This is a genomic window from Pseudoalteromonas sp. QJM3NY_22, from assembly GCF_056173065.1.
This window is the reverse complement of the sequence record NZ_JBWBTZ010000002.1, coordinates 613,123-637,293: the sequence shown is the minus strand read 5'-3', so window position 1 is coordinate 637,293 and position 24,171 is coordinate 613,123. Positions and strand designations below refer to the sequence as shown.

The 24,171-nt window shown below is 40.5% G+C and carries 23 protein-coding genes and 1 pseudogene; 12 read left to right on the top strand and 12 right to left on the bottom strand.

What is annotated here, in order from left to right; translation table 11 throughout:
* Positions 1-39: 39 nt before the first annotated feature.
* The 9 genes from AC0VZ4_RS23140 to xdhA form a co-directional block, all read right to left on the bottom strand.
* On the bottom strand, positions 40-1,659 hold the full coding sequence (locus AC0VZ4_RS23140; protein WP_475439728.1) for an IS1634 family transposase: 1,620 nt from the start codon (positions 1,657-1,659) through the stop codon (positions 40-42).
* A gap of 134 nt (positions 1,660-1,793) precedes the next feature.
* The gene (puuE, locus tag AC0VZ4_RS23135) at positions 1,794-2,726 is read right to left on the bottom strand and encodes an allantoinase PuuE (protein WP_475441751.1); all 933 of its coding nucleotides are present in this window, start codon (positions 2,724-2,726) and stop codon (positions 1,794-1,796) included.
* Position 2,727: 1 nt separating this feature from the next.
* A complete protein-coding gene (locus AC0VZ4_RS23130; protein WP_475441750.1) occupies positions 2,728-3,939 on the bottom strand; it encodes a urate hydroxylase PuuD in 1,212 nt (403 codons plus the stop codon).
* 5 nt (positions 3,940-3,944) lie between these two features.
* Entirely contained in the window at positions 3,945-5,309 is a 1,365-nt protein-coding gene (guaD, locus tag AC0VZ4_RS23125; protein ID WP_475441749.1) for a guanine deaminase, read from the bottom strand.
* A gap of 2 nt (positions 5,310-5,311) precedes the next feature.
* Positions 5,312-5,650: a hydroxyisourate hydrolase gene (gene uraH, locus AC0VZ4_RS23120; protein WP_475441748.1), complete on the bottom strand. Its 339-nt coding sequence runs from the start codon at positions 5,648-5,650 to the stop codon at positions 5,312-5,314.
* Positions 5,647-6,147: a 2-oxo-4-hydroxy-4-carboxy-5-ureidoimidazoline decarboxylase gene (uraD, locus tag AC0VZ4_RS23115; RefSeq protein ID WP_337149970.1), complete on the bottom strand. Its 501-nt coding sequence runs from the start codon at positions 6,145-6,147 to the stop codon at positions 5,647-5,649. The genes uraH and uraD overlap by 4 nt, the downstream gene beginning before the upstream one ends.
* Entirely contained in the window at positions 6,144-7,034 is an 891-nt protein-coding gene (gene xdhC / locus AC0VZ4_RS23110) for a xanthine dehydrogenase accessory protein XdhC (RefSeq protein WP_475441747.1), read from the bottom strand. Before xdhC ends, uraD begins: the two co-directional genes overlap by 4 nt.
* The gene (gene xdhB, locus AC0VZ4_RS23105) at positions 7,027-9,366 is read right to left on the bottom strand and encodes a xanthine dehydrogenase molybdopterin binding subunit (RefSeq protein ID WP_475441745.1); all 2,340 of its coding nucleotides are present in this window, start codon (positions 9,364-9,366) and stop codon (positions 7,027-7,029) included. Before xdhB ends, xdhC begins: the two co-directional genes overlap by 8 nt.
* Positions 9,353-10,852, bottom strand: coding sequence for a xanthine dehydrogenase small subunit (xdhA, locus tag AC0VZ4_RS23100; protein WP_475441744.1), 1,500 nt, complete (start codon positions 10,850-10,852; stop codon positions 9,353-9,355). Before xdhA ends, xdhB begins: the two co-directional genes overlap by 14 nt.
* Positions 10,853-11,077: 225 nt before the next feature.
* Here xdhA and AC0VZ4_RS23095 point away from each other — a divergent pair, with 225 nt between their 5' ends.
* The 5 genes from AC0VZ4_RS23095 (at position 11,078) to AC0VZ4_RS23075 (ending at position 15,074) form a co-directional block, all read left to right on the top strand.
* Positions 11,078-11,185 carry an ATP-binding cassette domain-containing protein gene (locus tag AC0VZ4_RS23095; protein WP_475441743.1) on the top strand — a complete coding sequence of 36 codons (108 nt, stop codon included), beginning with the start codon at positions 11,078-11,080 and terminating at the stop codon, positions 11,183-11,185.
* 167 nt (positions 11,186-11,352) lie between these two features.
* Positions 11,353-11,949 carry an RDD family protein gene (locus AC0VZ4_RS23090; RefSeq protein WP_475441742.1) on the top strand — a complete coding sequence of 199 codons (597 nt, stop codon included), beginning with the start codon at positions 11,353-11,355 and terminating at the stop codon, positions 11,947-11,949.
* A 136-nt stretch (positions 11,950-12,085) separates the two neighbouring features.
* Positions 12,086-13,345, top strand: coding sequence for an IS4 family transposase (locus AC0VZ4_RS23085; RefSeq protein WP_475441741.1), 1,260 nt, complete (start codon positions 12,086-12,088; stop codon positions 13,343-13,345).
* Positions 13,346-13,458: 113 nt separating this feature from the next.
* Positions 13,459-13,860, top strand: a complete 402-nt coding sequence (locus AC0VZ4_RS23080) for a hypothetical protein (protein WP_475441740.1) — start codon at positions 13,459-13,461, stop codon at positions 13,858-13,860.
* Positions 13,861-14,438: 578 nt separating this feature from the next.
* The gene (locus AC0VZ4_RS23075; protein ID WP_007378411.1) at positions 14,439-15,074 is read left to right on the top strand and encodes a trimeric intracellular cation channel family protein; all 636 of its coding nucleotides are present in this window, start codon (positions 14,439-14,441) and stop codon (positions 15,072-15,074) included.
* Between the two features lie 2 nt (positions 15,075-15,076).
* Here AC0VZ4_RS23075 and AC0VZ4_RS23070 read toward each other — a convergent pair whose 3' ends face one another.
* Complete coding sequence (locus AC0VZ4_RS23070) at positions 15,077-15,511, bottom strand: GNAT family N-acetyltransferase (protein ID WP_475441739.1); 435 nt, start codon at positions 15,509-15,511, stop codon at positions 15,077-15,079.
* Positions 15,512-15,608: 97 nt separating this feature from the next.
* On the bottom strand, positions 15,609-17,075 hold the full coding sequence (locus AC0VZ4_RS23065; protein WP_475441738.1) for a DASS family sodium-coupled anion symporter: 1,467 nt from the start codon (positions 17,073-17,075) through the stop codon (positions 15,609-15,611).
* A 196-nt stretch (positions 17,076-17,271) separates the two neighbouring features.
* Here AC0VZ4_RS23065 and AC0VZ4_RS23060 point away from each other — a divergent pair.
* The 7 genes and pseudogenes from AC0VZ4_RS23060 to AC0VZ4_RS23030 all read left to right on the top strand — a co-directional run bounded on the left by AC0VZ4_RS23060 (position 17,272) and on the right by AC0VZ4_RS23030 (position 22,751).
* Positions 17,272-18,021, top strand: a pseudogene (locus AC0VZ4_RS23060) (IS5 family transposase).
* A gap of 193 nt (positions 18,022-18,214) precedes the next feature.
* Entirely contained in the window at positions 18,215-19,054 is an 840-nt protein-coding gene (locus tag AC0VZ4_RS23055; RefSeq protein ID WP_475441737.1) for a DUF417 family protein, read from the top strand.
* A 10-nt stretch (positions 19,055-19,064) separates the two neighbouring features.
* Entirely contained in the window at positions 19,065-19,316 is a 252-nt protein-coding gene (locus tag AC0VZ4_RS23050) for a Rho-binding antiterminator (protein WP_475441736.1), read from the top strand.
* Positions 19,317-20,024: 708 nt separating this feature from the next.
* Positions 20,025-21,563 (top strand): OpgD/OpgG family glucan biosynthesis protein, encoded by a 1,539-nt coding sequence (locus AC0VZ4_RS23045; RefSeq protein ID WP_475441735.1) that lies wholly within the window; start codon positions 20,025-20,027, stop codon positions 21,561-21,563.
* Positions 21,564-21,799: 236 nt separating this feature from the next.
* Positions 21,800-22,162, top strand: coding sequence for a 2OG-Fe(II) oxygenase (locus tag AC0VZ4_RS23040; RefSeq protein ID WP_010553586.1), 363 nt, complete (start codon positions 21,800-21,802; stop codon positions 22,160-22,162).
* On the top strand, positions 22,156-22,404 hold the full coding sequence (locus AC0VZ4_RS23035; RefSeq protein ID WP_457934604.1) for a DUF1272 domain-containing protein: 249 nt from the start codon (positions 22,156-22,158) through the stop codon (positions 22,402-22,404). Before AC0VZ4_RS23040 ends, AC0VZ4_RS23035 begins: the two co-directional genes overlap by 7 nt.
* Before the next feature lie 68 nt (positions 22,405-22,472).
* Positions 22,473-22,751 carry a hypothetical protein gene (locus tag AC0VZ4_RS23030; protein WP_475442226.1) on the top strand — a complete coding sequence of 93 codons (279 nt, stop codon included), beginning with the start codon at positions 22,473-22,475 and terminating at the stop codon, positions 22,749-22,751.
* Positions 22,752-22,879: 128 nt separating this feature from the next.
* Here the strand turns inward: AC0VZ4_RS23030 and AC0VZ4_RS23025 are convergent, their stop codons facing one another.
* Positions 22,880-24,163, bottom strand: coding sequence for an allantoate amidohydrolase (locus AC0VZ4_RS23025; RefSeq protein WP_475441734.1), 1,284 nt, complete (start codon positions 24,161-24,163; stop codon positions 22,880-22,882).
* Positions 24,164-24,171: the final 8 nt, after the last annotated feature.

The following is a 24,171-nucleotide window of genomic DNA, read 5'->3' as shown; positions in this document are numbered from 1 at the left end:
TGTTTACGATGAGGGTAATAACAGGCATTGATCAGACCCCTAGGCAACTTTTTGGATTTTATATAAATGCAACGCATGTCCACCAATGAGCCTTATTATCTTTTCCCTGAACTCATCAAAACCATCCAAGCTGATTTTGTCGCCTTGCTGGAGTAGATTAATTCCCTCAAAACACTGAAAGACCCAACGTAATGTTGGGTTAGATATTTCTTTATTGATTTGATTCGCTATCGTGGCTTTTTCTTTTTTCATATTCGCTCTCATTCGTCTTTGCGCGATTGAATAAACTAACAATGAAAGTGTCATCACCATCAACAGAGCATCTATTCTACTTGGCTTTTTGATAAATAATGATGAAACAAAAAACAAGGGGTCTTTTAAAAACCTAAACCCTTTTTCTACTTCAGATTGTGCTTTGTAATGCTTAAGTAAACCTACTGGTGAAAGGGCTTCTTTATCAATATTCGTTGCTAATACGAAGCATGACTTTTGTTCTACAATCTGTTTTATTGCGCTTTCGTTTTCTTCAATTTCTGCCGTGATTTGCCATTCAATATTTTTTACTGGCGCATCTTTTTTAGGTCGCCCTTTACCTTCATAGACTTTATGCTTAATAAATTGCTGAGTCGCTATTTGATGATGCTTCATCTTTTTCGCTAATTTATCTAATGCGCGTTGTGCGTCAGTTTGACAAGCGAAACGTTGAGCTTGTAAATGGAAGAGGTCTTTTTTGATGCCTGTGTGTGCTCGCTCAACTTGTCGAACAATGCTTTTTTGTGCTCGGCTATTAGCTGCTTTTGAATAAATAATCATCCATCTTTGCTTTATCCCCATATGCTCAATCTCTTCAACAACATATTGATAGTTATCATCAATATTAACCCATTGGTTGGCTGCTATGGCTGTACTTATAGAGGATTTTTCAAGAGAAATTGTTGAAGGTACTAGCGTGAGAAATTGAATTTTGGTTAAAAACTCAGCATTACTTTTATGATAAAGTTTACAGTCTGCCACAAGGTATTTAGGAGCTTGGCTTTTTTTGAACTCGTCAACAAGCGCCTTACTTCGCGCTTTAAAAATAGCGGTGTCTGCGCTGTTACCATCCCAGTTTTTACATGCAAGCGGGATCCCACCATCTTGGCTAACAATGATTTCTTGTACGACTTGTTTTAAATCAGGACGGTGAGCCTTGCTATAGCCATGAGTAATTTTAATGACGTTTTCATCACTATCTCCATCATCAAAAGCATATTCACCTGTCAGTGAGTGACTCGTTGTATCAAGTGATTCAAAGGTTTTATCAACTTGTTCTATTTCACATGCTTGTCCGGAGACTAATGAAAATAAGCTTTCACAGCCAAACTCGAAGCATTGATCGAGAGTTCTACCAAGTTTGTGACGATTAAAATGTGATGCTTGAACCCCTTCACGAAATAAATGTTCAAGAGGCAAGTTAGTAAAAAATTGAGGGCTGAGTGATAAAGGTCGATTGGCAAAACCGAGTCCATTCATGATCATGCCTTTTACAGCTTCACCGGGGGTGATTTCTTGTTTATCGTCTTGAGGTAAGTATTGATCTAAAAGGCTGACAATTTTTAAGTCTTCTATAACACCTGAAACAATACCGTGATGGTCTAACCGTTTGATTTTTAGATTCATATACACCTCAAAGTTGAGATGTTATTTTATCAAATTAAAGAGAATTAAGCGTTTAAATTAAATCGAAATTTTTGAAATTGGTCTGATCAATGTCTGGTAATAAGTAATTAGAATTTATTTTTAATGGATTACAGCTATGCTTTTTTATACGGGTGGGTTTTAAGCCAGTGCTCGGCTATTTGTTCACGCGTGGCAAACCAAACTTGCTTATGCGATCGGGCATATTCTAAAAACCGTGCTAATGCTTTTATTCTTCCTGGTCTGCCAATTAGGCGACAATGCAAACCTATCGACATCATTTTTGGGGCGTTTTCACCTTTTGGATCGCCTTCCTCGTATAGTGTATCGAATGCATCTTTTGAATAATTATAAAACTGATCGCCTGCGTTAAAACCCTGCACGGCAGCAAAGCGCATGTCGTTTACATCAAGCGTGTAGGGCACAATAAGCTGTGGTTTACCTTCTTTAATACTGTAAAAAGGTAGGTCGTCGCTGTAATCGTCGGCATCATATAAAAAATTACCATTTTCAACTACAAGTGCTGCGGTATTTGGGCTAGTTCGGCCGGTATACCAGCCTTTGGGCTTTTTACCTGTGAGCTTTTTAATGACATCAATGGCTTGTTGCATATGCTCGCGTTCGGTTTGCTTATCTATATTTTGATAATTAATCCAGCGCAGGCCATGGCTTGCAATTTCGTGGCCCGCTTCAACAAAGGCTTTAGCTACATCGGGGTGGCGCTCAAGGGCCATCGCCACTGCAAAAATGGTGACCGGTATATCGTATTTTTTAAATAAACGCAGTAGCCTCCACACGCCAGCGCGTGAGCCATATTCGTAAATAGACTCCATACTTATATGGCGGTCTTCAACATGCGGGGCACTGACTATTTCAGACAAAAATGTTTCGGCCGCTGCATCACCATGTAATACACAGTTTTCGCCGCCTTCTTCGTAATTTAATACTACTTGCACGGCAATGCGGGCTTTATTAGGCCAGTTTGCATGGGGTACATCTGGACCATAACCAATTAAATCGCGCGGGTAGTTTTTAAAATGCTCACTCATTTTATTGCTCCTTTTTAAGTGCTGAGAGCCAAGCGCCTAGCGTTTCGCGCTCTGTGTCTGTCATTTTTGTCATATTGGCCAGTGGCATATCTTTGGTTATAACCGCGCGGGTATGAATAAGCGTGCTGGCTTTTTTTACATCACTAATAGAGTTGAGCTTAAAGCCTAGCGGCGCTGTTTGAAAAAGCGCAGAGGTGGGTGTTTCGCTGTGGCACTGTGTACAGTGCTTACTAATTATATCCCACGTTTGTGCGTCGGTAATACTTGCTTGTAAAGGGGCGCTTTTGCCTGCATTAGTTGGTGTACTGGGCCAAGGGGCTATGGCGAGCATAAGAGCAAAAAATGCTGCAATACCGCTTACAAGTACTGAGGGTTTATTAACGCCTTGATGTTTTAAGTTAAAGTAATGGCGTATCCACATACCAATACCAAACAGCGCAATTAAAATAAGCCAGCCAAAGTTGTGGCTATACGTGTAAGGAAAGTGATTGCTAAGCATAATAAATACCACAGGTAACGTGGCGTAGTTATTATGTATAGAACACAGCTTTGCCTTTAAACCTGGCGCTGAATCAGGGATTCTACCCGCTTCTACTTCACTCACCATATAGCGCTGGCCTGGCATAATAATGTGATACACATTACCCACCATACACGTGCCAATAAGTGCACCTACATGAATATAAACAGCGCGGTCGCTAAATAATTGATCAACCCCAAAAGTCCATAGAGCTAATAAACCAATAACTACAGCAATAAACACTTTGCCGTTTTCGACCAGAGGGGTTTTACACAATAAACGATAAACACCATAGCCTAAGCCAATAAAACCAAGTGATGCGCCAATAGCTACAAATTTACTTAGCTCACTTTTGCTGTTATCAATTAAGTACACATCGGCGCCAACATAATAAAGTAAGCTAAATAGTAATATACCGGTGATCCAGGTTGTGTACGCTTCCCACTTAAACCAATGCAGGGTATGAGGCATTTGTTCAGGGCCATTTTGATACTTAGCCACTTCGTAAAAGCCACCGCCATGCACGGCCCATAAATCGCCTTTTATGCCTTTATCTATTTTCCATTGCGGTGGTGTTTGTAGGTTGTTATCAAGCCATGCAAAATAAAATGAAGCGCCAATCCATGCTATACCAGCAATAACATGAAAGTAACGCAGTACTAAATGAGCAAGCTCAAATAAATAGTTTTCCATAACGGTTAAGCCTCTTCTAATACCGGTGAGCGGGTGTCTGAAAATTGATTGTTATCATCGCGCTTATAGACACTTTTACCCATAATGTAGGTTTGCTCAACGCAGCGGTCGTCGCCTAACATCATCATTGCAAACAGTTTTTCATGCAGGGTTTTGGCATGCTGTATTCTAAATTTTAAAAATGAAGTTGCTGAACAATCCATCACAATAAAATCGGCCTCACAACCGGCTTCAAAATTACCAATTGTCCCTTCTAAATCAAGTGCTCTGGCACCGCCGAGAGTTGCTAAATACAGCCCTTTAAATGCTGAAAACTTTTGACCTTGTAATTGCTGGATTTTGTACGCTTCGTTACCTGTTTGTAGCATAGAAAAGCTTGTTCCTGCGCCTACATCGGTACCCATGCCTACGTTTATGCCGTGCTCTTCACAGGCTTTTAAATTTAAAAGTCCTGATCCTAAAAATAGGTTTGAGGTAGGGCAGTGCGATATTGCTGCATTGTTATCTGCAAGGCAGCAAAGCTCGCGCTCAGATAAATGAATGCTATGGGCAAATACCGAGCGTTTACGTACCATTTTTGCTTGCTCGTACACGCCTAAGTAATCATCAAACTCTGGAAATAGCCCTTTTACCCATTCGCACTCGTCTTTGTTTTCAGATAAGTGTGTATGCAGGTAGGTGTCTGGGTATTCTTCAAGCAACTGAGTACATTTTTGAAGTTGCTCAGGGGTTGATGTAGGAGCAAAACGCGGTGTAACTGCGTAGCTTAACCTATCAACATTGTGCCATTTTTCGATGAGGGCTTTAGATTCGTCATAACTTGTTTGCGCGCAATCAGATAAGTCGTCTGGGCAGTTACGGTCCATCATTACTTTACCGGCAATCATGCGTAAATTGCGTTTTTGTGATTCTTTAAAAAACGCATCAACCGATTGCGGATGCACAGTGCCAAATACAAGGGCAGTGGTTGTGCCATTGCGCAGTAGCTCGTCTAAAAAGCGATTAGAGATCTCTTTTGAATAATGCTTACATGTAAACTTTTTCTCTGTCGGAAACGCATACTCGGTTAACCAACTTAGCAGTTGCTCGCCGTACGCACCCACCATTTCGGTTTGTGGTAAGTGTATGTGGGTGTCAATCATACCAGGCATAACGAGTTTGCCATCGTGGCGGATAACACGCGCTAATTTATCAATAGTTGGCAGTATGTCGTGCTCATAGCCAAGTTTAACTACTTTGCCGTGCTTGATAACTAATGCGCCTTTTTCAAAAAAACGATGGGCGTTTTCGCCAGCAATGGCAGGGTCGTCAACAAAGTCGAGTATATCAGCACAAACTACTGTTAAGTGATTATTGTTTTGTGTGCTCATTATTAGCTACCTCTGTATGTAGAGTAGCCAAACGGGCTAAGCAACAATGGGATATGATGATGTTTAGTATCTTGTAATCTAAACGTTATTTGCGCCTCTGGGTAAAACGCAGGGGCAGGTTGATTTTGGTAGTAGCTATCTAAATCAAATGCTAGCTTATAGGTTGCAAATTCTACTTCTGTATTTAGCCAGTCGGTAATTCGCCCATCGGTATCGGTTGTGCCTTGGGTTAGTTGTACCCATTCGTTATTTGTAAGTTTAAATAGCTTAACAGCAACGTTTGCTGCTGGTTTTCCGGTGCTGGTATCGAGTATATGGGTGGTAATAGGGCTTTTGTTCATAGCAGTGACTCCAATCTTATTTTTGTTATTTTGGCTTGTTCGCCCGCCGCTATAGCAAGCTCTGTGCTGCGGGTGTTGTGTATGCGCTGCTCTATGAGTTCGAGCATTTGTTCGGCCGTTTTACCGGTGGCGCACACAATAAAAATAAAGCCAAACTTGTTCAGGTACTCTTTATTAAGGGCAATCATTTTGATAAGTACGGCTTCGTTTGCTTTGCTCATACCTGATTGCTCATGCCCCGCTTTTTGTGCGGTAGCAGCGTATTTTTTGCTAAGGGTTGATAAGTCGCCTATTTGCGGGTGGCCTTCAAAGGCAGCTAAATAGTCGCTTTCGCCAAGGCTATCCCATGTGCTTTGTGCGCATTCAAACAGCTGTTGAGCACTTTTAAATGGCATTGCTTTTACCATGCCAGTCACCCAGTTAGGGGCCGCGCAGCAATGCTCAAGTGCTTGTTTTGCTTGTGCATCATTTAGCGTATTTATTTGTAAACTGCTCATGCGTCTACTTCCTCCTGCGTGCTGCTAATTAAGGCATTTTTTAGTGTACGCCATTGCAAGCCTTGGCGTTTTGGCGCTTGGGTTTGCATAGCCTGATAAAGGCCAATTAGCTGCCCACTAATCGAAATAGCCACTTCCATTGGCAATTTGCCCGTAATGTTTTTAAGCCCAACAGGGCAGGTCATTTGCTGTATTTGATCGGCTGTAAAATCGCGATGGGCTAGGCGTTGCTTAAAACGTTTTGCTTTAGTGTCAGAGCCAATAACGCCCAGCCAATTGGCATCAGTGCGTTTAATAATGGCTTGGGTGAGTGCAAAGTCGAGCTGGTGGTTATGGGTAAGTATTAAGTAGTTATTAGCTTTAGGCGCACGTTTTACTTGTTCTGTTGGCTCTTCATCAATCACTTTTACTACATTAGTTGGAATAGCTTGTGGGAATACATCTGCGCGGCTATCTATCCAGCGTATGCGCATAGGCAGCTGTGCCAATATACCAACAAGCGCCTGTGCTACATGGCCTGCTCCATAAATGTCGAGGGTAAAGCGCTCGCATTGCATGCATTCAAGCATAACGGTGGCAGCCCCGCCGCAGCACTGGCCTAAATTTGCACCTAGGTTAAATTGCTCTATTACTTGGGCGGCTTCGCCTTTGGCAAGTAGTTCGCGGGCTTTTTCAATTACTACGTACTCAAGGTGACCACCGCCAAGGGTGTCGTAAATATGCTCGCCGCTTATTACCATTTTTGAGCCTGTGCCACGTGGGGTTGAGCCATTAGTGCCAAGTACCGTGGCAATTACATAATTAGTGCCGCTTTGTTCGTGCTCGTTTATAGCCTGCGCCCAGTTTTGCGTATGAAAACCCTGAAACGACTCATTTAAATTAGTCATGTTGATTCTCCTTAAACCAGCTAGCGGTTTGCTCAATTGCATTTAATACTCGCTCTGGGGTTGCGGGTGTATCCAGTGGGGCGGTGTATTTGTAATCAGCCACACTGCTTATTGCATTACGAATGGCGCTCCATACACTAAAGGCCAGCATAAATGGCGGCTCGCCTACGGCTTTTGATCTAAACACGGTGGTTTCTGGATTTGCTGAGTTATAAAGATTGACGTTAAATTCGGCAGGGGTATCGCCAATGGCTGGTATTTTGTAGTTGGCTGGGCCAAAGCTTGCAAGCTGGCCTTTATCATTCCATTGTAAGTCTTCGGTTGTTAGCCAGCCCATACCTTGTACAAAGGCGCCTTCTATTTGCCCTATATCAAGTGCTGGATTAATTGAACTGCCTACATCGTGCAGTATATCAACGCGGGTTACCGTGTTTTCGCCAGTTAGGGTATCTACTTCTACTTCGCTGAGCGCTACGCCGTGAGCGTAGTAAAAAAATGGGCGGCCTTCGCCTTTGGCTCTATCGTAATGAATTTTTGGTGTGGCGTAATAACCGGTAGATGAAAGCGATATACGATTCATGTAAGCAAGATTTGCAAGTTCGCTAAAGCTAATTTCCCCTTTACTAAAAGTAATGAGGTTATCTTTAAATACAACAGTGTTGCTGTCTACTTCAAAGTGCTCGGTAATAAAGTTTATTAAGCGCTCTTTTATTGTGTTTACTGCATTTAGCGCCGCCATGCCGTTTAAGTCGGTACCACTTGAGGCCGCTGTTGGTGAAGTGTTTGGCACCTTGTCGGTACGCGTAGCACTAATACTTACCGCGTTAAAATCGACCCCAAAGCCATGGGCCACAATTTGCGCAATTTTGGTGTTGAGCCCTTGGCCCATTTCGGTGCCGCCGTGGTTTAAATGTATAGAGCCATCGCTATATACATGCACTAATGCACCGGCTTGGTTTAAGTGTTGTACAGTAAACGATATACCGTATTTAACCGGCGTCATCGCAAGGCCTTTTTTGATAATAGGTGACGATACGTTAAATGCTTTAATAGCCTCTTTACGTGCCCAGTAGTCACCCGACTCCTCAAGCTGGCTTATCATATCTTTTAAAATATGTTGTTCTACGGTTTGATGGTACGGCGTGGTATCGCGGCCTTTTTTGTATAAATTGAGTTTTCGGATCTCAAGCGGATCTTTACCTAATTTGGCGGCTATATCGTCCATTATCAGCTCGCCCATAATCATTCCTTGCGGGCCACCAAATCCTCTAAATGCGGTATGGCTTACGGTATTCACTTTACAGCGATTACCCTTAATTGTGGCGGCTGGGTAGTAGTAGGCGTTATCGGCATGAAACATGGCGCGGTCTACAATTGCATCCGATAAATCAGGCGAGTAGCCACAAAATCCGTTTACGGTAATGTCGGCACCTTCTATTAAACCATTTTCGTCAAAACCAACATGATAGTGATTATAAAAAGGGTGGCGTTTACCGGTTAATTTAAAGTCGTCGCTACGGGCTAGGCGCATTTTTACTGCGCAGCCAAGGTGGTAAACCGCAAGGGCTGCAAGGCATGCCCATGGTGCGCCTTGGGTTTCTTTGCCACCAAAAGCACCGCCCATACGGCGGGTTTCTACGTTTACAAAGCTAAATGGCTTTTTTAATATTTTGGCAACTAAGTGCTGCACCTCAGTAGGGTGTTGCGTAGAGCATTGAACATGAATGCCCCCGTCGTTATCAGGTTGCGCCAGCGCTATTTGGCCTTCTAAATAAAAGTGTTCTTGCCCGCCTATGTTTATTTCGCCTTTAAGCTGGTGGGCTGCATTATTAATGGCGTGTTCGCTGTTACCACGGTTAAGTGAATGGGGCGGCCTTACCCAATGCTCTTTGCTAATGGCTTCTTTAATATCGAGTATGGGTGTAGTTTGCTCGCACTCTATAACCACTAAACGTGCAGCGCGACGCGCTATTTCATAGGTGTCGGCAACCACTACTAATACAGGTTGTCCGTGATATTGAATTTCATGGCTAGTGAGTAATACATCACCAGGAAATACAGGGCCAATATCTAATTTACCCGGTACATCTTCGGCCGATAAAATACGTTTAACACCTTTAACTGCCAGTGCGTGACTTGTATCTATTGATTTAATAAAGCCACTTGTAACAGGTGCGAGCACTGGGTAGGCATGTAGGCAGCCGTAAGGCTCAGGATTATCGTCGGCAAAATTTGCACTGCCACAAACTTGTTTAATAGCGCTTTCGTGATATTTAGACTGTCCAACGCTACCACCTTGCGCTTTTAATTTATCCATTTCAAAGTGACGCATGTGAGATCCTCGTAATGGCAATGTTGTTATTGTTGCGTTCTTGCGGCTCACAAAACTCCATACCAATGCGTTGTAATAAGTTTTTGCTTACCGTAGTGCGGTAATGCGCACTGCTTCTTACATCGCTCATGGGCGTAAAGTCATCGTTAATAGCCGTTGCTGCGTCTATAAAACTACTTACTTGTAATGATTGAGATATCAGCTTTTGCTCAATATGCTGCGCGCGCTTAGGAATAGCTGCCATACCGCCCATAGCGCAGCGGGCTTGAGTAATCATGTTTTGTGAATGCTCTATAGCAAGTACCAAACAAACGGTAGATATATCGTCTTCAAAGCGTTTTGATATTTTATGACACGCCAGTTTTAGTGACTCTGGGCGCTTTGGGATGGTGAACTTGCTAATTACTTCATCGCTTTTAAGAACTGTTTTTTTGTAATCAATAAAGTAGTCGGCAACTTTAATAGTGCGCGTACCAGCGCTGCTTAATAAATCCATTGATGCATTAAGAGCGATTAAAAGGGGAGCTGGATCGCCAATCGGAGAGGCATTCCCTATGCTGCCACCTAGTGTGCCGCTGTTACGTACTTGGCTTGATCCTAAGCGTTCAAATAGCTCTTTTGACTCTGGGTAATGGTTATAAAATGCCTCAACAAATTGGCTATAAGGTAGCGCTGCACCTATGTGTAACTCACCGTTATTATCTGCCAAGGTGCAAAGATCCTTTACTTGGCTAAGGGAGATAATTACATCCGGTAAGAGCATGTTTTGGCTAAGCTCAATGGCAAAGTCGGTGCCACCAGCAACTAAATGTGCATAAGGATAAAGCGCTTTTAGCTCAACAAGTTGCTGGGCCGTTTGTGGTAAGTAAAATTTGCGAGGACCATTTTTTAAAAATGGAATATCGTCATCATATTGCGTATTAAGTGATGCTTTAAATTGAGCGGCCATTGCTGAGTACGGTTCAGCTTTACGCTCATAGCTATAGGCTTTTTCGGCTGCAAGTAATATTGGGCTATAACCTGTACAACGGCATAAGTTACCACCAAGTGCATGAATAACCGCTTTTTTACCAGGGTACGTTGGTTCATTAATATAAAGAGCCAACAAACTCATTATTATACCGGGCGTGCAAAAACCACATTGCGAACCATGGCACTCTACCAGTGCACGTTGTACGGGGTGTAAATCGGTTAAGTTTGGGTATAAGCCAGTAGTCACAGCCTCTACTGTTACTATATGTTTTGCATGCGCATTACCTAATAACAATAAACAGCTGTTCATTGTTTTGTATTGCCAACTAGTTTGCCCGTTTGCATTTATACGCTCTTCACCTACTAAAATTGTGCACGCGCCACAGTCGCCAGTTGCACACCCTTCTTTGGTGCCCACTTTCCCTTTTTTGGTGCGTAGCCAGTCCAAAATGGTGAGACTTGGCGAACATTCTTGTACTTCAATTGGCGTGTTATTTAATAAAAATTGAATCACACAGACCCCCTTAACTTTTATAAAGCCCTGATACATAAAGGCTTGGCGTATGTTTTTTCTTGTTGTTTGCGCACGGGTAACAAAAATACTTTTTAATCTTTAGTTAGCTTATTGCAGTTACTATGCCATTGTTGACCGCTTGGTCAGTTAGTGGTTCGAAGCGGCAAAATTGTCGAGGTGTAGGTAATAGCGGCGTAGCCTTAAAAATAAAGCTCGGTAAAGTGGATGCTTTTAATATGTGGATCCAAAGGTGAAAATGGTGCTGGTAAAAACACATTTATGAAAATGCTTTATGGTGTGATTAAACCTGACCAAGGGGACATGTTTTTATAATGAATATAAAAGAACTTGCTGATACGCGCGATTTAGCAGCACGCTTGCGGTTCGAGTTATAACAACGTCAACACGTTATGGTATGTTATTAAAATCACATAAGCATTTGAATAACCTAAATTAATTGTGTTAAATTACGATTAAATGAAAATGCGGACTTGATTTAAATGGACTCTGAAATTGATTTTTCTACCTACACTTTAGATGAGCTTTACTCATCAGCGGAAGCTATAGATCGCGAAGCTTACCCAGAGCGAGCAAAAGAAATAGACAACTTAATTAAAACGCGAGAAGCACAGAGCCCATCTGTAAATGTTGTATCAAAAGTAGCAGGAGAAAAAGCAACGCGCTCAGATAGGCTAGTGGCTGCTATTGTTGATGGCGTTTTAGGTGTTGTTTGTTTTATACCTGTATTCATACTCGTAGGGTTTGATAACTTAAGCCAACCAACACTTACTTTATCTGCAGGTTTGCTAGGTTATGGCATATTAAGCACGTTAGTGCTTCATGGTTACCTTATGTACCAACGCGGACAAACAATTGGTAAATCTTTAATGTTTATCCGCATTGAAAATTTAGATGGTACACAAGCAAGCTTTACTACAATTTACTTTAAACGCATGCTTTGTATGCAACTATTATCACTTGTCCCTTCGGTAGGTCAGTTTATAGCTGGTTTTGTTAATCCATTATTTATATTTGGAAAAGATAAACGATGTTTACATGATCATTTAGCGGGAACAAAAGTGAGTTATGTAGATTAATCAGGATATTAATTATGGCAGCTTTGCCCGGATTTAAGTTTGATTCATAGGTTGGATCTTAAGAAAGCTTGAAGTTGAACTCTGTTAATGATCAAATAGTTACGCCAATAAAAACATGACTAAAAACAGAGTTCACATGCAGATTAACCAAGTTTCAAACCAATTAAAAGCCCTTATCTCAGAAAAACACCTCATTGAGCTTGCAAAAACCTCTGGATTTCAAGTTCGACACCGTTGCCTGTCGATCGTTTCTCTGCTCAAAGCCGTATTTAAAAGCTTATCTTGCCTGCAAGACGCTAACTTGTCAGATATCCATCAAAACTTGCGAACGCAGGCTGATTGCACGATAAGTTATAAACCCTTTCATAATCAAATTCGAAAACCAGCCTTGACTGAGCTTGTCCGTGAGCTCGTTATTCAAGCGATGTCTAAATTGACTGTAAACACGCTGGATAAAACCTTTTTTACCCAGCGAGGAATACAGCGAGTGTTATTGCAAGATGGTTCTTCATTTGCTCTACATGATGAATTAGCGCAGGTTTTTGCTGGTCGTTTTACTGCTGTAAGTCCTGCCGCAATTGAGTTGCACGTTACCTATGACCTATTTAATGAACAACCCTGCGAAATAGATATTCGTCCTGATGTTGAAACTGAGCGCGCCTTTTTACCAGGTAGCCACACACTTGAAGATACGTTATTACTTGCTGATGCTGGGTATTTTGACTTAGATTACTTTGAGCAAGTAGCTCAAGATGGCGGATATTTTTTGATCAGAGCAAATAAAAACATTAACCCAATCGTTACATCAGCCTATTGCGCGGGTATAGAACTTAAAGAAAAGAACATTAAACTCAAAACGTTACTCGATAAATTCGCAAGCCAACCACTTGAATTAACAGTACGTTGGAAGAAAAATGGGCCCGAGTACAGGCTTATCTATTTACCGAATGAAAAGCGCCCCGTTTTCCTTGTTACTAATTTAAAAGAGGCACAGTTTAGCTTTGACGAGCTACTCGATATATATGCAACTCGTTGGCAAATTGAGTTGTTTTTCAAAGAACTAAAGTCATGGAATAACCTTAAAGGGTTCATCACACGAGATCCTCATATTGCCGAATCATTGGTTTGGCTGAGTATACTGCAAACACTTATCAAGCGTTTTATCTGCCATAGTGCAGCGACGATATTTAAGTGTGCGATCTCGACATTTAGAGCGAGTAAGTGCAGTTATCTTTGGTTGGATGATATTCTGGATTGCATAGAACAAACACGGTGCAGCCATAAGATACATCGTGTATTTGAGCTACTAGCGGTAAATTGTAAGCGGCAAAGCATTGAGAAAAACAATGATATTTGCCGTTTTAAGATAGGAAGTCACACGGTCTGTGTTCCTTAAGAACTAAGCTATGAAGTTTGATTAGCAAAAGTTACAAAATGGCGTATTTCACTAAATTGGTAATATAATTAAAAAATCTTACCGATTTTTTTGACTAGTAACCAAGGATGATTATGAAAAACAACACACAGCTAATTTTAGCACTAGCGGCCTCTTTAATTTGTTACTCAACATATATTGTATTGATAGATAAACCTTTTAATTTGCAAGCGCTTAACCTGTTTTTATTTCCCGTTATTTTATATTTTGTGTTTATTCGTTCGCGCAATGTTGAGCAAAGCCCGTTAAAGGCTGTACGCGTTGAGGGGCAAATATTATACGTTTATAAGCAAGTGTTTAATATTAACGATATTAACAAAGTTGTCATCGACAAAACTAAGAGGCACGGTGTATTTGCACTACCGTATAATCAAGTTGATGGTAAAACAACTGAGTTTATTTTCAATAAAGATGCGTTTGAATCTTTAAAATCCTACCTTTTACAAAACATTCCAAATGTAAAAATTATTGAATAAAGTAAAGAAGTAACAATGAATTTAAAGAGCATATATTATTCATTGGGTTTCTTACTGCGGCGAAAAGCAATGAGGTGATAAATGAGAATATTTAGGAAAACAAACGAGTTTGATAAACTGTCGAGGTGTTACGCATGTATTAAATGTGGTACTTGGGTGAGCATAAAAGCCCAAAACTGTATGCAGTGCCAGCATAGTTTTACCAATAATGATAAAAGCTCAATGCAAACACTCTATAATCAAAATAAAGAACAAAACTGGCAACATGCAATATTGCCTATTATTTTTGTAATATTGGTAATAGCTTTATTGTTCATTTAATTTTTGCTTAAAATTTAAAAGTGCTCGACTGCAACTCTGTAACAAAATCCCTCTGTACTTTAACGTGTAAAAACTACCCATAATTAAAATAATTACTCTTGTTAATCCTTCACTAAATATCACATAGCTAACGTTTTTTAATAAATGAACTAAGCTTATAAATTTCAGTCACTTAAATTGTGAGTTTATTTATATTTACTCAGTTTTTTGGCACGTAAGTTGATACAACTCCTAATAAACTTTAAAAAGGAATTACCATGACTGCTGAATACTTTATGGTACTAGGGTTACTCGGTGTTGCATTTTTTGCTGTTGCAGGGGCATTGCTTGGGTATGAAAAAAACATTAGTGGCTTTGGCGTCGTAGTGGTTGCAACTGTTACAGCATTAGGGGGCGGTACCCTCAGAGATATACTTTTAAACAAACCGGTATTTTGGATTGCTACCCCAGAGTATCTATATTCGACCTATGGGGCCGTTATAGCTGCGGTTGTATTTATTCGATACTTACCGCGCGTTAATAACTACTACTTTTTGTTGGTAGATGCTGTTGGTATGGCGCTATTTAATATTATGGGGATAGAAAAAGCACTCATTAATGGCTCTGGCATGGTGGTCGCAATTACCATGGGTATCACTACAGGTATATTTGGTGGTTTAATACGTGACGTAATTTGCCGTGAAGTACCAACTGTTATGCGCAGCGAACCTTACGCCTCTGCGTGTTTAGCGGGTGGCGCAGTTTATGCTGCTTTATTTAGCCTTAATGTAGATTACATTTGGTGTATTTTAGGCTCATTTTTCACGACTATCTTTTTAAGATTAGGCTCTTTGCATTGGGGTTGGCATTTAACTATTTTCAGAAAAAAAGACTTCAGAGATCAAAGCGATTAATTTTAGCTACGAATAGCCCGCGTTTGCATGTGGTACTCGTAATTATCCTCATCCGTTATAGTAAAACCCAGCCGCTTATAAAGTCCTAATGCTGGGTTGTTTTTAAGCACTGTGAGTTTAATGGGTTTTGACTGCGCATTTGTAATAACTTGTTCAATAACCGCTTTCCCATACCCTTTGTTTTGGTGCAATGGATGTATTTGTAATTGCATTATTTCAACGTGTTGAGCGTGCGTTTGGTATTTTAAAGTACCAATTGGTACCTCATTTATAACTATAAGATGGGAGCAGTCATATTGATCATTAAGCCTTAAAACATGCTGTTGATCTGTTAAAAATAACCCGGCATTTTCTAAGTGTTCGACCATAGTCAGTTTTCTGAGGCTTAATAAGTAGTCTCGGTCTGAATATGCTGCCTTTATAAATTTAAAAACCATAGTGCTCCCTTGCAACAGCCTCAATGTTTATATTTGTAGAACGAACTAAAATAAGTGCGCAGTATTAAATGTGCAAGCCAAACTAACAAAGGCAAGACTACCAATACCCAAGTGCTTTCCACCAAAGCCCGCCAATAATTCCCCATACACTTAAATTAATAACGCTCATTATAAGGCCCATTACCCACCAGTCTTTTAACGATACATAGCCTGAGCCAAACACTATGGGTGATGTGCCTGTTGCGTAATGCGTTAACGACATCATCAGTGATGAAGCGCCAGCTAACAGTAAGCCTAAAAATAAAGGCGGAGCGCCAAGCGCTAAACCTGCGGCGTAAAATGCGGCAAACATAGCAGTAATATGTGCTGTGGTACTGGCAAAAAAGTAATGAGCGTAAAAATACACAGCTACCAATATAATAGCCGATACAATCCAGTCAAAGCCCAGTTGCGCAATATTGCTCTCAACTAGGCTTGAAAACCATGTAACTAAACCTAACTTATTTAAAAATGTTGCCATCATTACCAGCGCTGAAAACCACACTACCGTATCCCAAGCAGACTTTTCTTTAAGCACATCGTCCCAACTTAATACTCCGGTAATTAATAAAACCGAGAGCCCTAAAAAGGCCACTGCGGTTGTGTTTACCGCATAATCAGCACCTAAAATCATAGCGGGTACACCGGCCCATAAAGTAAGTAGCATGGCAAACACACCCACCATCACTTTTTCGCCGTAACTCATAGGTCCCATTTCAGACAGCTTAGATTCTGCGTAGGTTTTTGCATCGGGCGTGCTTTTAACCTCAGGAGGGTAAATGGCATATACAACCAAAGGCACCAGTGCAATACATAGCAAACCAGGTAAAAGTGCAGCAAGCGCCCATGTACCCCATGTAATACTAATATCAGCGCCTGTGGCGTCTGCAATCAGTTTTACAATTAGTGGATTTGGCGCAGTTGCTGTAATAAACATAGCTGATGTAATAGGGTTTATATGGTAGCTCACTAAAGCAAGGTAGTGCCCAATTTTACGAGATGTACCTTCCTCAGGAGACGAGCCAAAACTTGTTGCTATCGACTTCATTATTGGGTGAATAATAGCGCCGCCTCGCGCGGTATTACTTGGCGTTACAGGCGCTATAACAAGTTCAGAAAGTGCGAGTGCATAGCCAATACCAACTGTTTTTTTACCAAAAAGAGAAATAAAATTATAGCCAATACGATTTCCCAAACCAGTTTTAGCTAACCCCCGAGAAATAATAATAGCAATACCAATCAACCAAATTAATGAATTAGAAAAGCCACTTAATGCATCTTTAATAGCGCCTGATGGGCTGTCATTAGTTACGCCGGTTAATGCAACAGAGGTAATAGCTAAAATAGCAATGGCGCCGATTGGCATTGCTTTACCAATAATGGCAACTACAGTACCAATAAATAAAGCGAGCAAATGCCATGCGTTTTCGGTAACACCTTGCGGAGGCGGTACAGCAAACCAAAGTAGTAAAACAATGGCTATAGAAATCAGTCCAGAGGTAACTCGAATATCAGTACCCTTCATTAAAAAATGTCCCTAAGTTTAGAAATGAATGCATTCTGTGTATTTAAAAGGCAACGTTATTCTACTTCATTTAATAATAAAAAAGATGACGCACATCATATGAATATTAGGGGCTGTTGATCTTTGTTTGAATTTTGTGCGTAAGCGGTAATCTCGTATAATTTACTTCGCCAAAAACAAACCTTACGAGATTACCATGCCCCGATTAATGCTCACTGATAAGTTGTGGTCGAAGCTAAAATCAATTTTGCTTGAAGATAGAGTTTATAACAAGCTTGAACACAGACAAACGATGTAAGGAATTTTATATCGCTTACGTGTTGGTTGCCCATGGCGTGACCTCCCTGAGTGTTTTGGTTTATGGAATACTATTTACCGCCGATTTCTACTTTGGTCTAAAAAAGGAATATTAATAAGGTTGTTCAAATCATTATCCGCCAATAGTGACACTGAGTGGGAATTCATTGATGGCAGTTATGTTAAAGCACATCAACACAGTACAGGTGCTGCGTCTCAACAAGAACAAGCGATAGCATTAAGTCGTGGCGGTAATACAAGTAAAATTCATTTAGCTGTTGATAGTTATGGCTTACCAATTGAATTTATTATTACAGGCGGCGATGTTCATGATAGTAAAGTGGCAAATGAACTGATTGAATTATTGCCCCAAGGCGATTTTGTTATCGCAGACAAAGGCTATGATAGTGAAGTCATTAGAAATAAGGTTCGAGAGAGAAACTCAAGCCCAGTGATCCCTAGAAAGAAAAACTCAAAAACAGGTAATGGTGATATTGATTGGTGCTTATATAAATATAGGCATTTAGTTGAAAATGCCTTTGCAAGGCTAAAGCACTTCCGTGCTATAGCGACAAGGTACGATAAATTGAAATTACAGTTTGAGAGTATGTTAGCGCTGGCATGTGCAATGATTTGGCTACCAATGTGAAAGATCAACAGCCCCTAGACTTATTTAATTTTATTAATAAAGAGGAAATAAACTATAAACTAAAGTGATTGATTACATTACCCGATAAGAGCTTACAGTGTGCTTAATCAACTCATATTTTTTAAGAGTTAGTTTGAATTGTTTTATCGGCTCGTAAGGTCTTTGTAAACCTCAACGAATACTTGGAAATACAATGAACTTAAAACTAACCAACAACGTGATTACTTTTTTATTAGCGAGTAGCTTTTTGCTACTTGGCTTATCCTTTGCTTTAGGAGCAAATCCTAATACGTTAACGGCTACGTTTAGTTTTTATAGCGTTGATTCGCTAATGTCTGTATCTGCGTTAGGTTTAATTAGTGGCTCATTTATGATTGCCTTAGCGTTTGCCACCGTGCTCGCTCGTTTTAAACTAATGAAACCTACACCAGCACTTTTACTTGCAGCAATTATAAGTTTAGTTGCATTACTTACCTTATTTGCCAGCAACCGTTGGATGGCGCAACTTGGTGGCTTTCCAATCATTGGTAGCGGGCAGGGCATAATTAAATATTTTGCTGTAGTGCCTTTATATTTATTTTTGTTTTATAAAGACAAACTTACCGACAAACAACACGTACTTTTAAACTTTATACCTGTTGCTATGGTTTTATTGTGGATTGGCGGCATGAAGTTTTATGAGTTTGAAGCAAAAGGCATTGTTAGTTTAGTAGAAACCTCACCGTTTATGTCATGGTTATACACGGTATTTAGCGTACAAGGCGCGTCTAACGTGATTGGCGGGTTTGATGTATTATTTGCTGTGTTATTGGGCTTAGGGTTATTTTTAAATAATAAAAAGCTAATTATTGTAAGTGGCTTAGCGTGTTTAAGCGTATTTATGATGACCCAAACATTCTTAATTACCGCAACCGGTGCATTTAGTTCTTCCACTTTATTGGAGCGCTTAGGGCAATTTGTAATTAAAGATTTGTGGTATATAGCCAACCTTGTTGTTATTGCTTTTTTAATGGTTTTTAAGCCGACTAAATAAAGAGGACGTCATGATCAGTTGCAACCAATACGACTACATCGAAATTGCTTGTATGCACCATTTAAGCATTGAGCTTATATTAAAAAATGGCGATGGTGTATGTGGCGTAGCAACTGACACAAAACGCAATGCAAACAGAGACGAATGCATAGTTGTTAACGTAAATAGCGAATTGAAACTCATTGTGCTAACCACAATCAGCGTACTTAAAGCGCGTGAGAAAAACCCATACTTTGACCATGTGAACTTTGATGTAAAGTAAACACCTCAGCGAGCCTGTATCATCAATATGTTAAGGCTCGCTTATCTCACCAATGCTTTAGCTAATTACGCGCTAAACACATAAAGCCAAAATTTTTCTATTACTTTCTCTTCTTCTTTACTCGAGTTTTTCACCGAATAAGGCTAAACGCCAACTATTGAAGCGTATAAAGCCCCTAACAACACGCCCTGAGGTGGACGACTAGTCAAATTTAGCTATTAATTGCAAATTTTAAAAGTGGTGAGCCTCTTTGTTTTTCAACACTTAAATGTAATCCTTATCGATTTAAATACCAGAGTTCTATATAGGCTTACCCTTCACTTTTTACTGCTTATAATAAGCTTTAGCCAAAAATCAACTATGCACCTATAACGATTAGAAAAACCAGCCACTCTACAAATTTTTGCCTTAGAAAAGTGGGCAACTAAAACCTAAATATATCCATACCTCTTGAGGGCTTCGTCCAATAAACTGCGCTATCTCCGCTTGTTTTCACTTCAGCGATATCATTAAACGCGCGCAATTTCCCTTAAAACCAATTCCCGTAAAAACAAATTAATTATGGGAGGTTCTGTAATCAAATAACAATACCTTAGTAAACGCTAGTTCATATTACGTCACGTAATATCCATACAGAACTTTAAGTTAAACATACGTTCGTGCAGCGTTCCCATTTTTATTTGACTCAATTTATTGGACATTCTTTTTATGAAATTAAAGTTATTTATCGCAATTATTTTTAGCACTTCGATGTCGTCTTACGCGACAGAAGCAGTAGATAAAACGGAGTTTTCATTCGAAGACTTAAAAGCACTTGCAAAAGCCTCAGCTGAAAAAACCTATACGCCAACAAAGGTGCCAGCGCCGGAGTTAATCGATAAAATTACGTATGACGAACATTGGAAAATACGCTTTAAAAAAGATGAAACCTTATATCCAAGTGGAAAAAAGGCGCCTGTACAATTATTTTATCCTGGCCGATATTTCCCTGAGCCAGTAAGTATTTACATCAGAGACGATAAAAATCAGGTGCAAAATGTACCTTTTAGTAATAACGTTTTTGATATGCCTGATGACAGCCCAGCTCACGATCTCCCTGAAGGGTTTGGATTTGCAGGCTTTAGAATAATGCGCCCAGATATGAAACCAGATTGGATATCTTTTTTAGGCGCGTCTTATTTTCGTACCGACGGGCCAGAGGGGCAATATGGACTGTCGGCTCGAGGTATTGCAATTAATACGGGTATGAATCAGCCAGAAGAATTTCCGCGCTTTTCTGCATTTTGGATTGGCCCCGCAGAGAAAAAAGGTGAAAGTGTGTCTGTTTGGGCATTGCTTGAAGGGCCTTCTATCACTGGTGCTTATCGATTTGGTTTAAGCAAAGATAACAAAGAAGCCAAAGGACATATCACCTCAGTAAGCGCTAATCTGTATATGCGCGCCGATGTTGAACGTTTAGGCGTAGCACCGTTAACCAGTATGTATTGGTACTCACAAAAAGATAAAACAGAAGCTAAAGATTGGCGCCCAGAAATTCACGACAGTGATGGACTGGCTATTCACACAGGATCGGGTCAATACGTTTGGCGCCCATTAAATAATCCTCAGTCGGTGTCGACCAATAGTTTTATTGATGAGAACCCAAAAGGGTTTGGCTTAATCCAAAGAGACCGTGACTTTAATAACTACCAAGACGACGGCGTATTTTACAATAAGCGTTCATCAGCGTGGATAAAACCTACTGACGATTGGGGCAAAGGCGCAGTTCAGTTAATAGAGATTCCAACAAAAGATGAAACGTTTGACAACATTGTTGCCTACTGGGTGCCCGAAAAAGAGGCGCGCAAAGGTGATGAGTTTACCTTTTCTTATGATATTGAGTGGCGTCCACTCGATCCAAAATCAAAAAACCTTGCAAGCGTTGTAAATACTCGCCAAGGCTTAGGCGGAATTCCCGGCCAGCCAATCCCTGAAGGCGTTAACAAAATGGTGATTGATTTTGAAGGTCCAGTATTTAAAGGCTTAGATAACAAAAGTGGTATAAAGCCGATTGTTGAAGCCAGCAATGGTGAAATACTAGAACCAATTGGCGCTTACCCTATAGTGGGTACCAACCAATGGCGATTAGCGTTTGACTACAAACAAGCTAACAATAATCCGGTGAACATACGCGCGTATTTAGTTGATGAAAATGATGAAGCTATAACTGAAACATGGGTAAGTGATGCAAAGGTAACGATTAAATAAGCCTTTAAATAGGCATTAAAGTAAAGCGGGTGGCTATATTGTGATTTTCTTGTCAATTATAGCCACCATAATGTCTTTTAAAACGCCAATCAAAACACCATTAAAACTCCCTTTTATATCCCACGTAAAATACAGTAAACGATTGAATCAAAATATGAACTCGGCTATGGTTGGTTTATCAAGAAAAATAGAATAACGAGTTAACCTGCAGCTTGTTAGCTGTTTCGAGGGATTGTATGTTTTTTTTGAGTAAATTATTTTGTTGGGAGCGAGGCCGACAAAAATCAGGCTACGATAAAATGTTGATTTGTGGTGCTACGTGGCCAATTAAATTTGATACATATTTGCTTAAATTCCCACAAGGAAGTGAAATAGCACCACACACAGACAAAGTTGAATCTGGTAAACACTATCGATTGAATATAGTGCTTAAAAAAGCAGATTTGGGTGGTGAGTTTATTTGCAGTAATCCGATATTTGAAACAAAGCGGGTTAAGCTATTCCGCCCTGATGTAAGTGAGCATCAGGTATCAAAAGTTATAAAAGGTAATAGATATTTACTCAGTATTGGGTGGATAAAAGGGAGCTCTAAATGCTAGATTTAAGACCTAATTGTGAATGTTGTGATAAGAATCTACCTGCACAGTCCAGTGAGGCTTTTATTTGTTCATTTGAATGCACATTTTGTTCTGGTTGTGCTCAAACGCTGTTAAATAACGTGTGCCCAAACTGCTCAGGTAATTTGGTTCAGCGGCCAATTCGCCCTTTGGCTGCACTAAAAAATTACCCAGCATCGACTAAACGGGTATTAAAAGAAAGTGTTTGTGCGCCAAACACATAAGAACACAAAGTATAATAATTACATTTTCTGAATATGGAGATCTGATGAGAAAATCCTTTTAATTTACTATTAAGTCAATCAAAGTTAAAATAATTAACAATTGGTTTAGTGGTGCTAAATTATATGTGAATGGTGACTTACGAGATACTGACAAAACTTTGTTAGCTATTAGGAATAATACTTTACTATCTGCAAATTTAGGTGAGTTGGGTGTTCTAGAAATCAAGCCATTATCGGGGCTAATTACTGTTGAAATGGATGCATATTTGGTTAATGGTACAAACATTCAACATGTATATAGCTCACATAAACGCCTTAGCCTAAAAGAGCAAAGGGCAGTCCGATAAAGCTACTTTAAATAACGTATATTCCTGCATTTACCTGCCTTCAGTAATAACCTCCAAATGACTTTGAGGAGGTTTAAGCCCCTAAGCATACCAAGTTAATATACTTGGTTTACTCGATTACCTTAAAATCACTCACACTCTTTCACATAAAGTAAAAGCGCGCTGTACAATACACTGAGTGCCTTTGTTACATCGCTGTCTATAACCGCTTCTGCTGGGTGATGGCTTATACCGCCAGGGCTGCGTATAAACAACATGCCAACGGGGCAAATAGGAGCGATTGCCATTGCATCGTGCCCAGCGCCTGAGGCAAGTGAAGGCGATGCTTGGTTGTTGAGTTTACATGCGCTTGAAAACAAATGCTGAATAGTGGTGTCGCACGCTACGGCACCGGCGGCATGCGTCCATTGCCAATCAAGCGTTAAATTGCGTTTGCTTGCTATAGATTGTGCGCTGCTTTGTATGGCGCTTAGTAAGTTAGCGAGATCGGTGTCGCTTTGTGCGCGTGCGTCTAAGCTTATGGTCGTTTTACCTGCAATCACGTTTGTAGCGCCTGGGCGAGACTGTATTTGCCCTACGGTGGCAACTTCGCCATTTTTAGCATTGCTTACTAGTTTTTCAATTTCGGTTACTAATTCAGCGCAGCCTGCTAGTGAATCCTGCCTCAAGTTCATTGGGGTTGTACCCGCATGACCGCTTTGGCCTGTTAGGGTAAGCATGGCGCGTTTTGCCCCTGCAATAGCCGTTACAACGCCTAACGCCTGATTAACCGATTCGAGCACCGGACCTTGTTCAATATGAGTTTCCCAGTAACCTAGTAATTCGTTTTTGTTTAGTGCGGCCTTTGCATAGTCGTTAGGGTTTAGGCCAAAGTCGAGCATGGCTTGGCGCATAGTTATGCCGTTTGTGTCTTCAATGTTTAGCCACTGTGGGTCAAATTCGTTAGCGAGGGCTTTTGAGCCAATTAAAGTTGTGGCAAAGCGGGTGCCTTCTTCATCGCAAAAGCCCACTACATCTAAATGAAAGGGCAGGTCGAGCTTTAACTTATGTGCAAGCGCTGCAATTTCTATCCCCAGTAGTACACCTAAAATACCATCAAACGCACCTGCGTTTGGAACGGTGTCGAGGTGCGATCCTATAATTAAACGTTTAGCATGGGGGTTTGATGATTTAAGCCGACCCCAAAGGTTGCCCACTTCGTCTTGCCACGATTGCATGCCAGCCTCAACCATCCACGATGCAGTAACAGCGTTACACTCTTTGTGCTCTTTTGATAAGTACACGCGGTGAATGCCGCCTTGCATTTGCGATAGTGCGCTGAGAGTTTTACAGCGAGATAAAGCGCGTGTTGCGTATTCATCAGCAAGTTCTTTATCTAATAAAGGGCTGTGTTGTGGGCTTACAATCGTCATGCTAAATC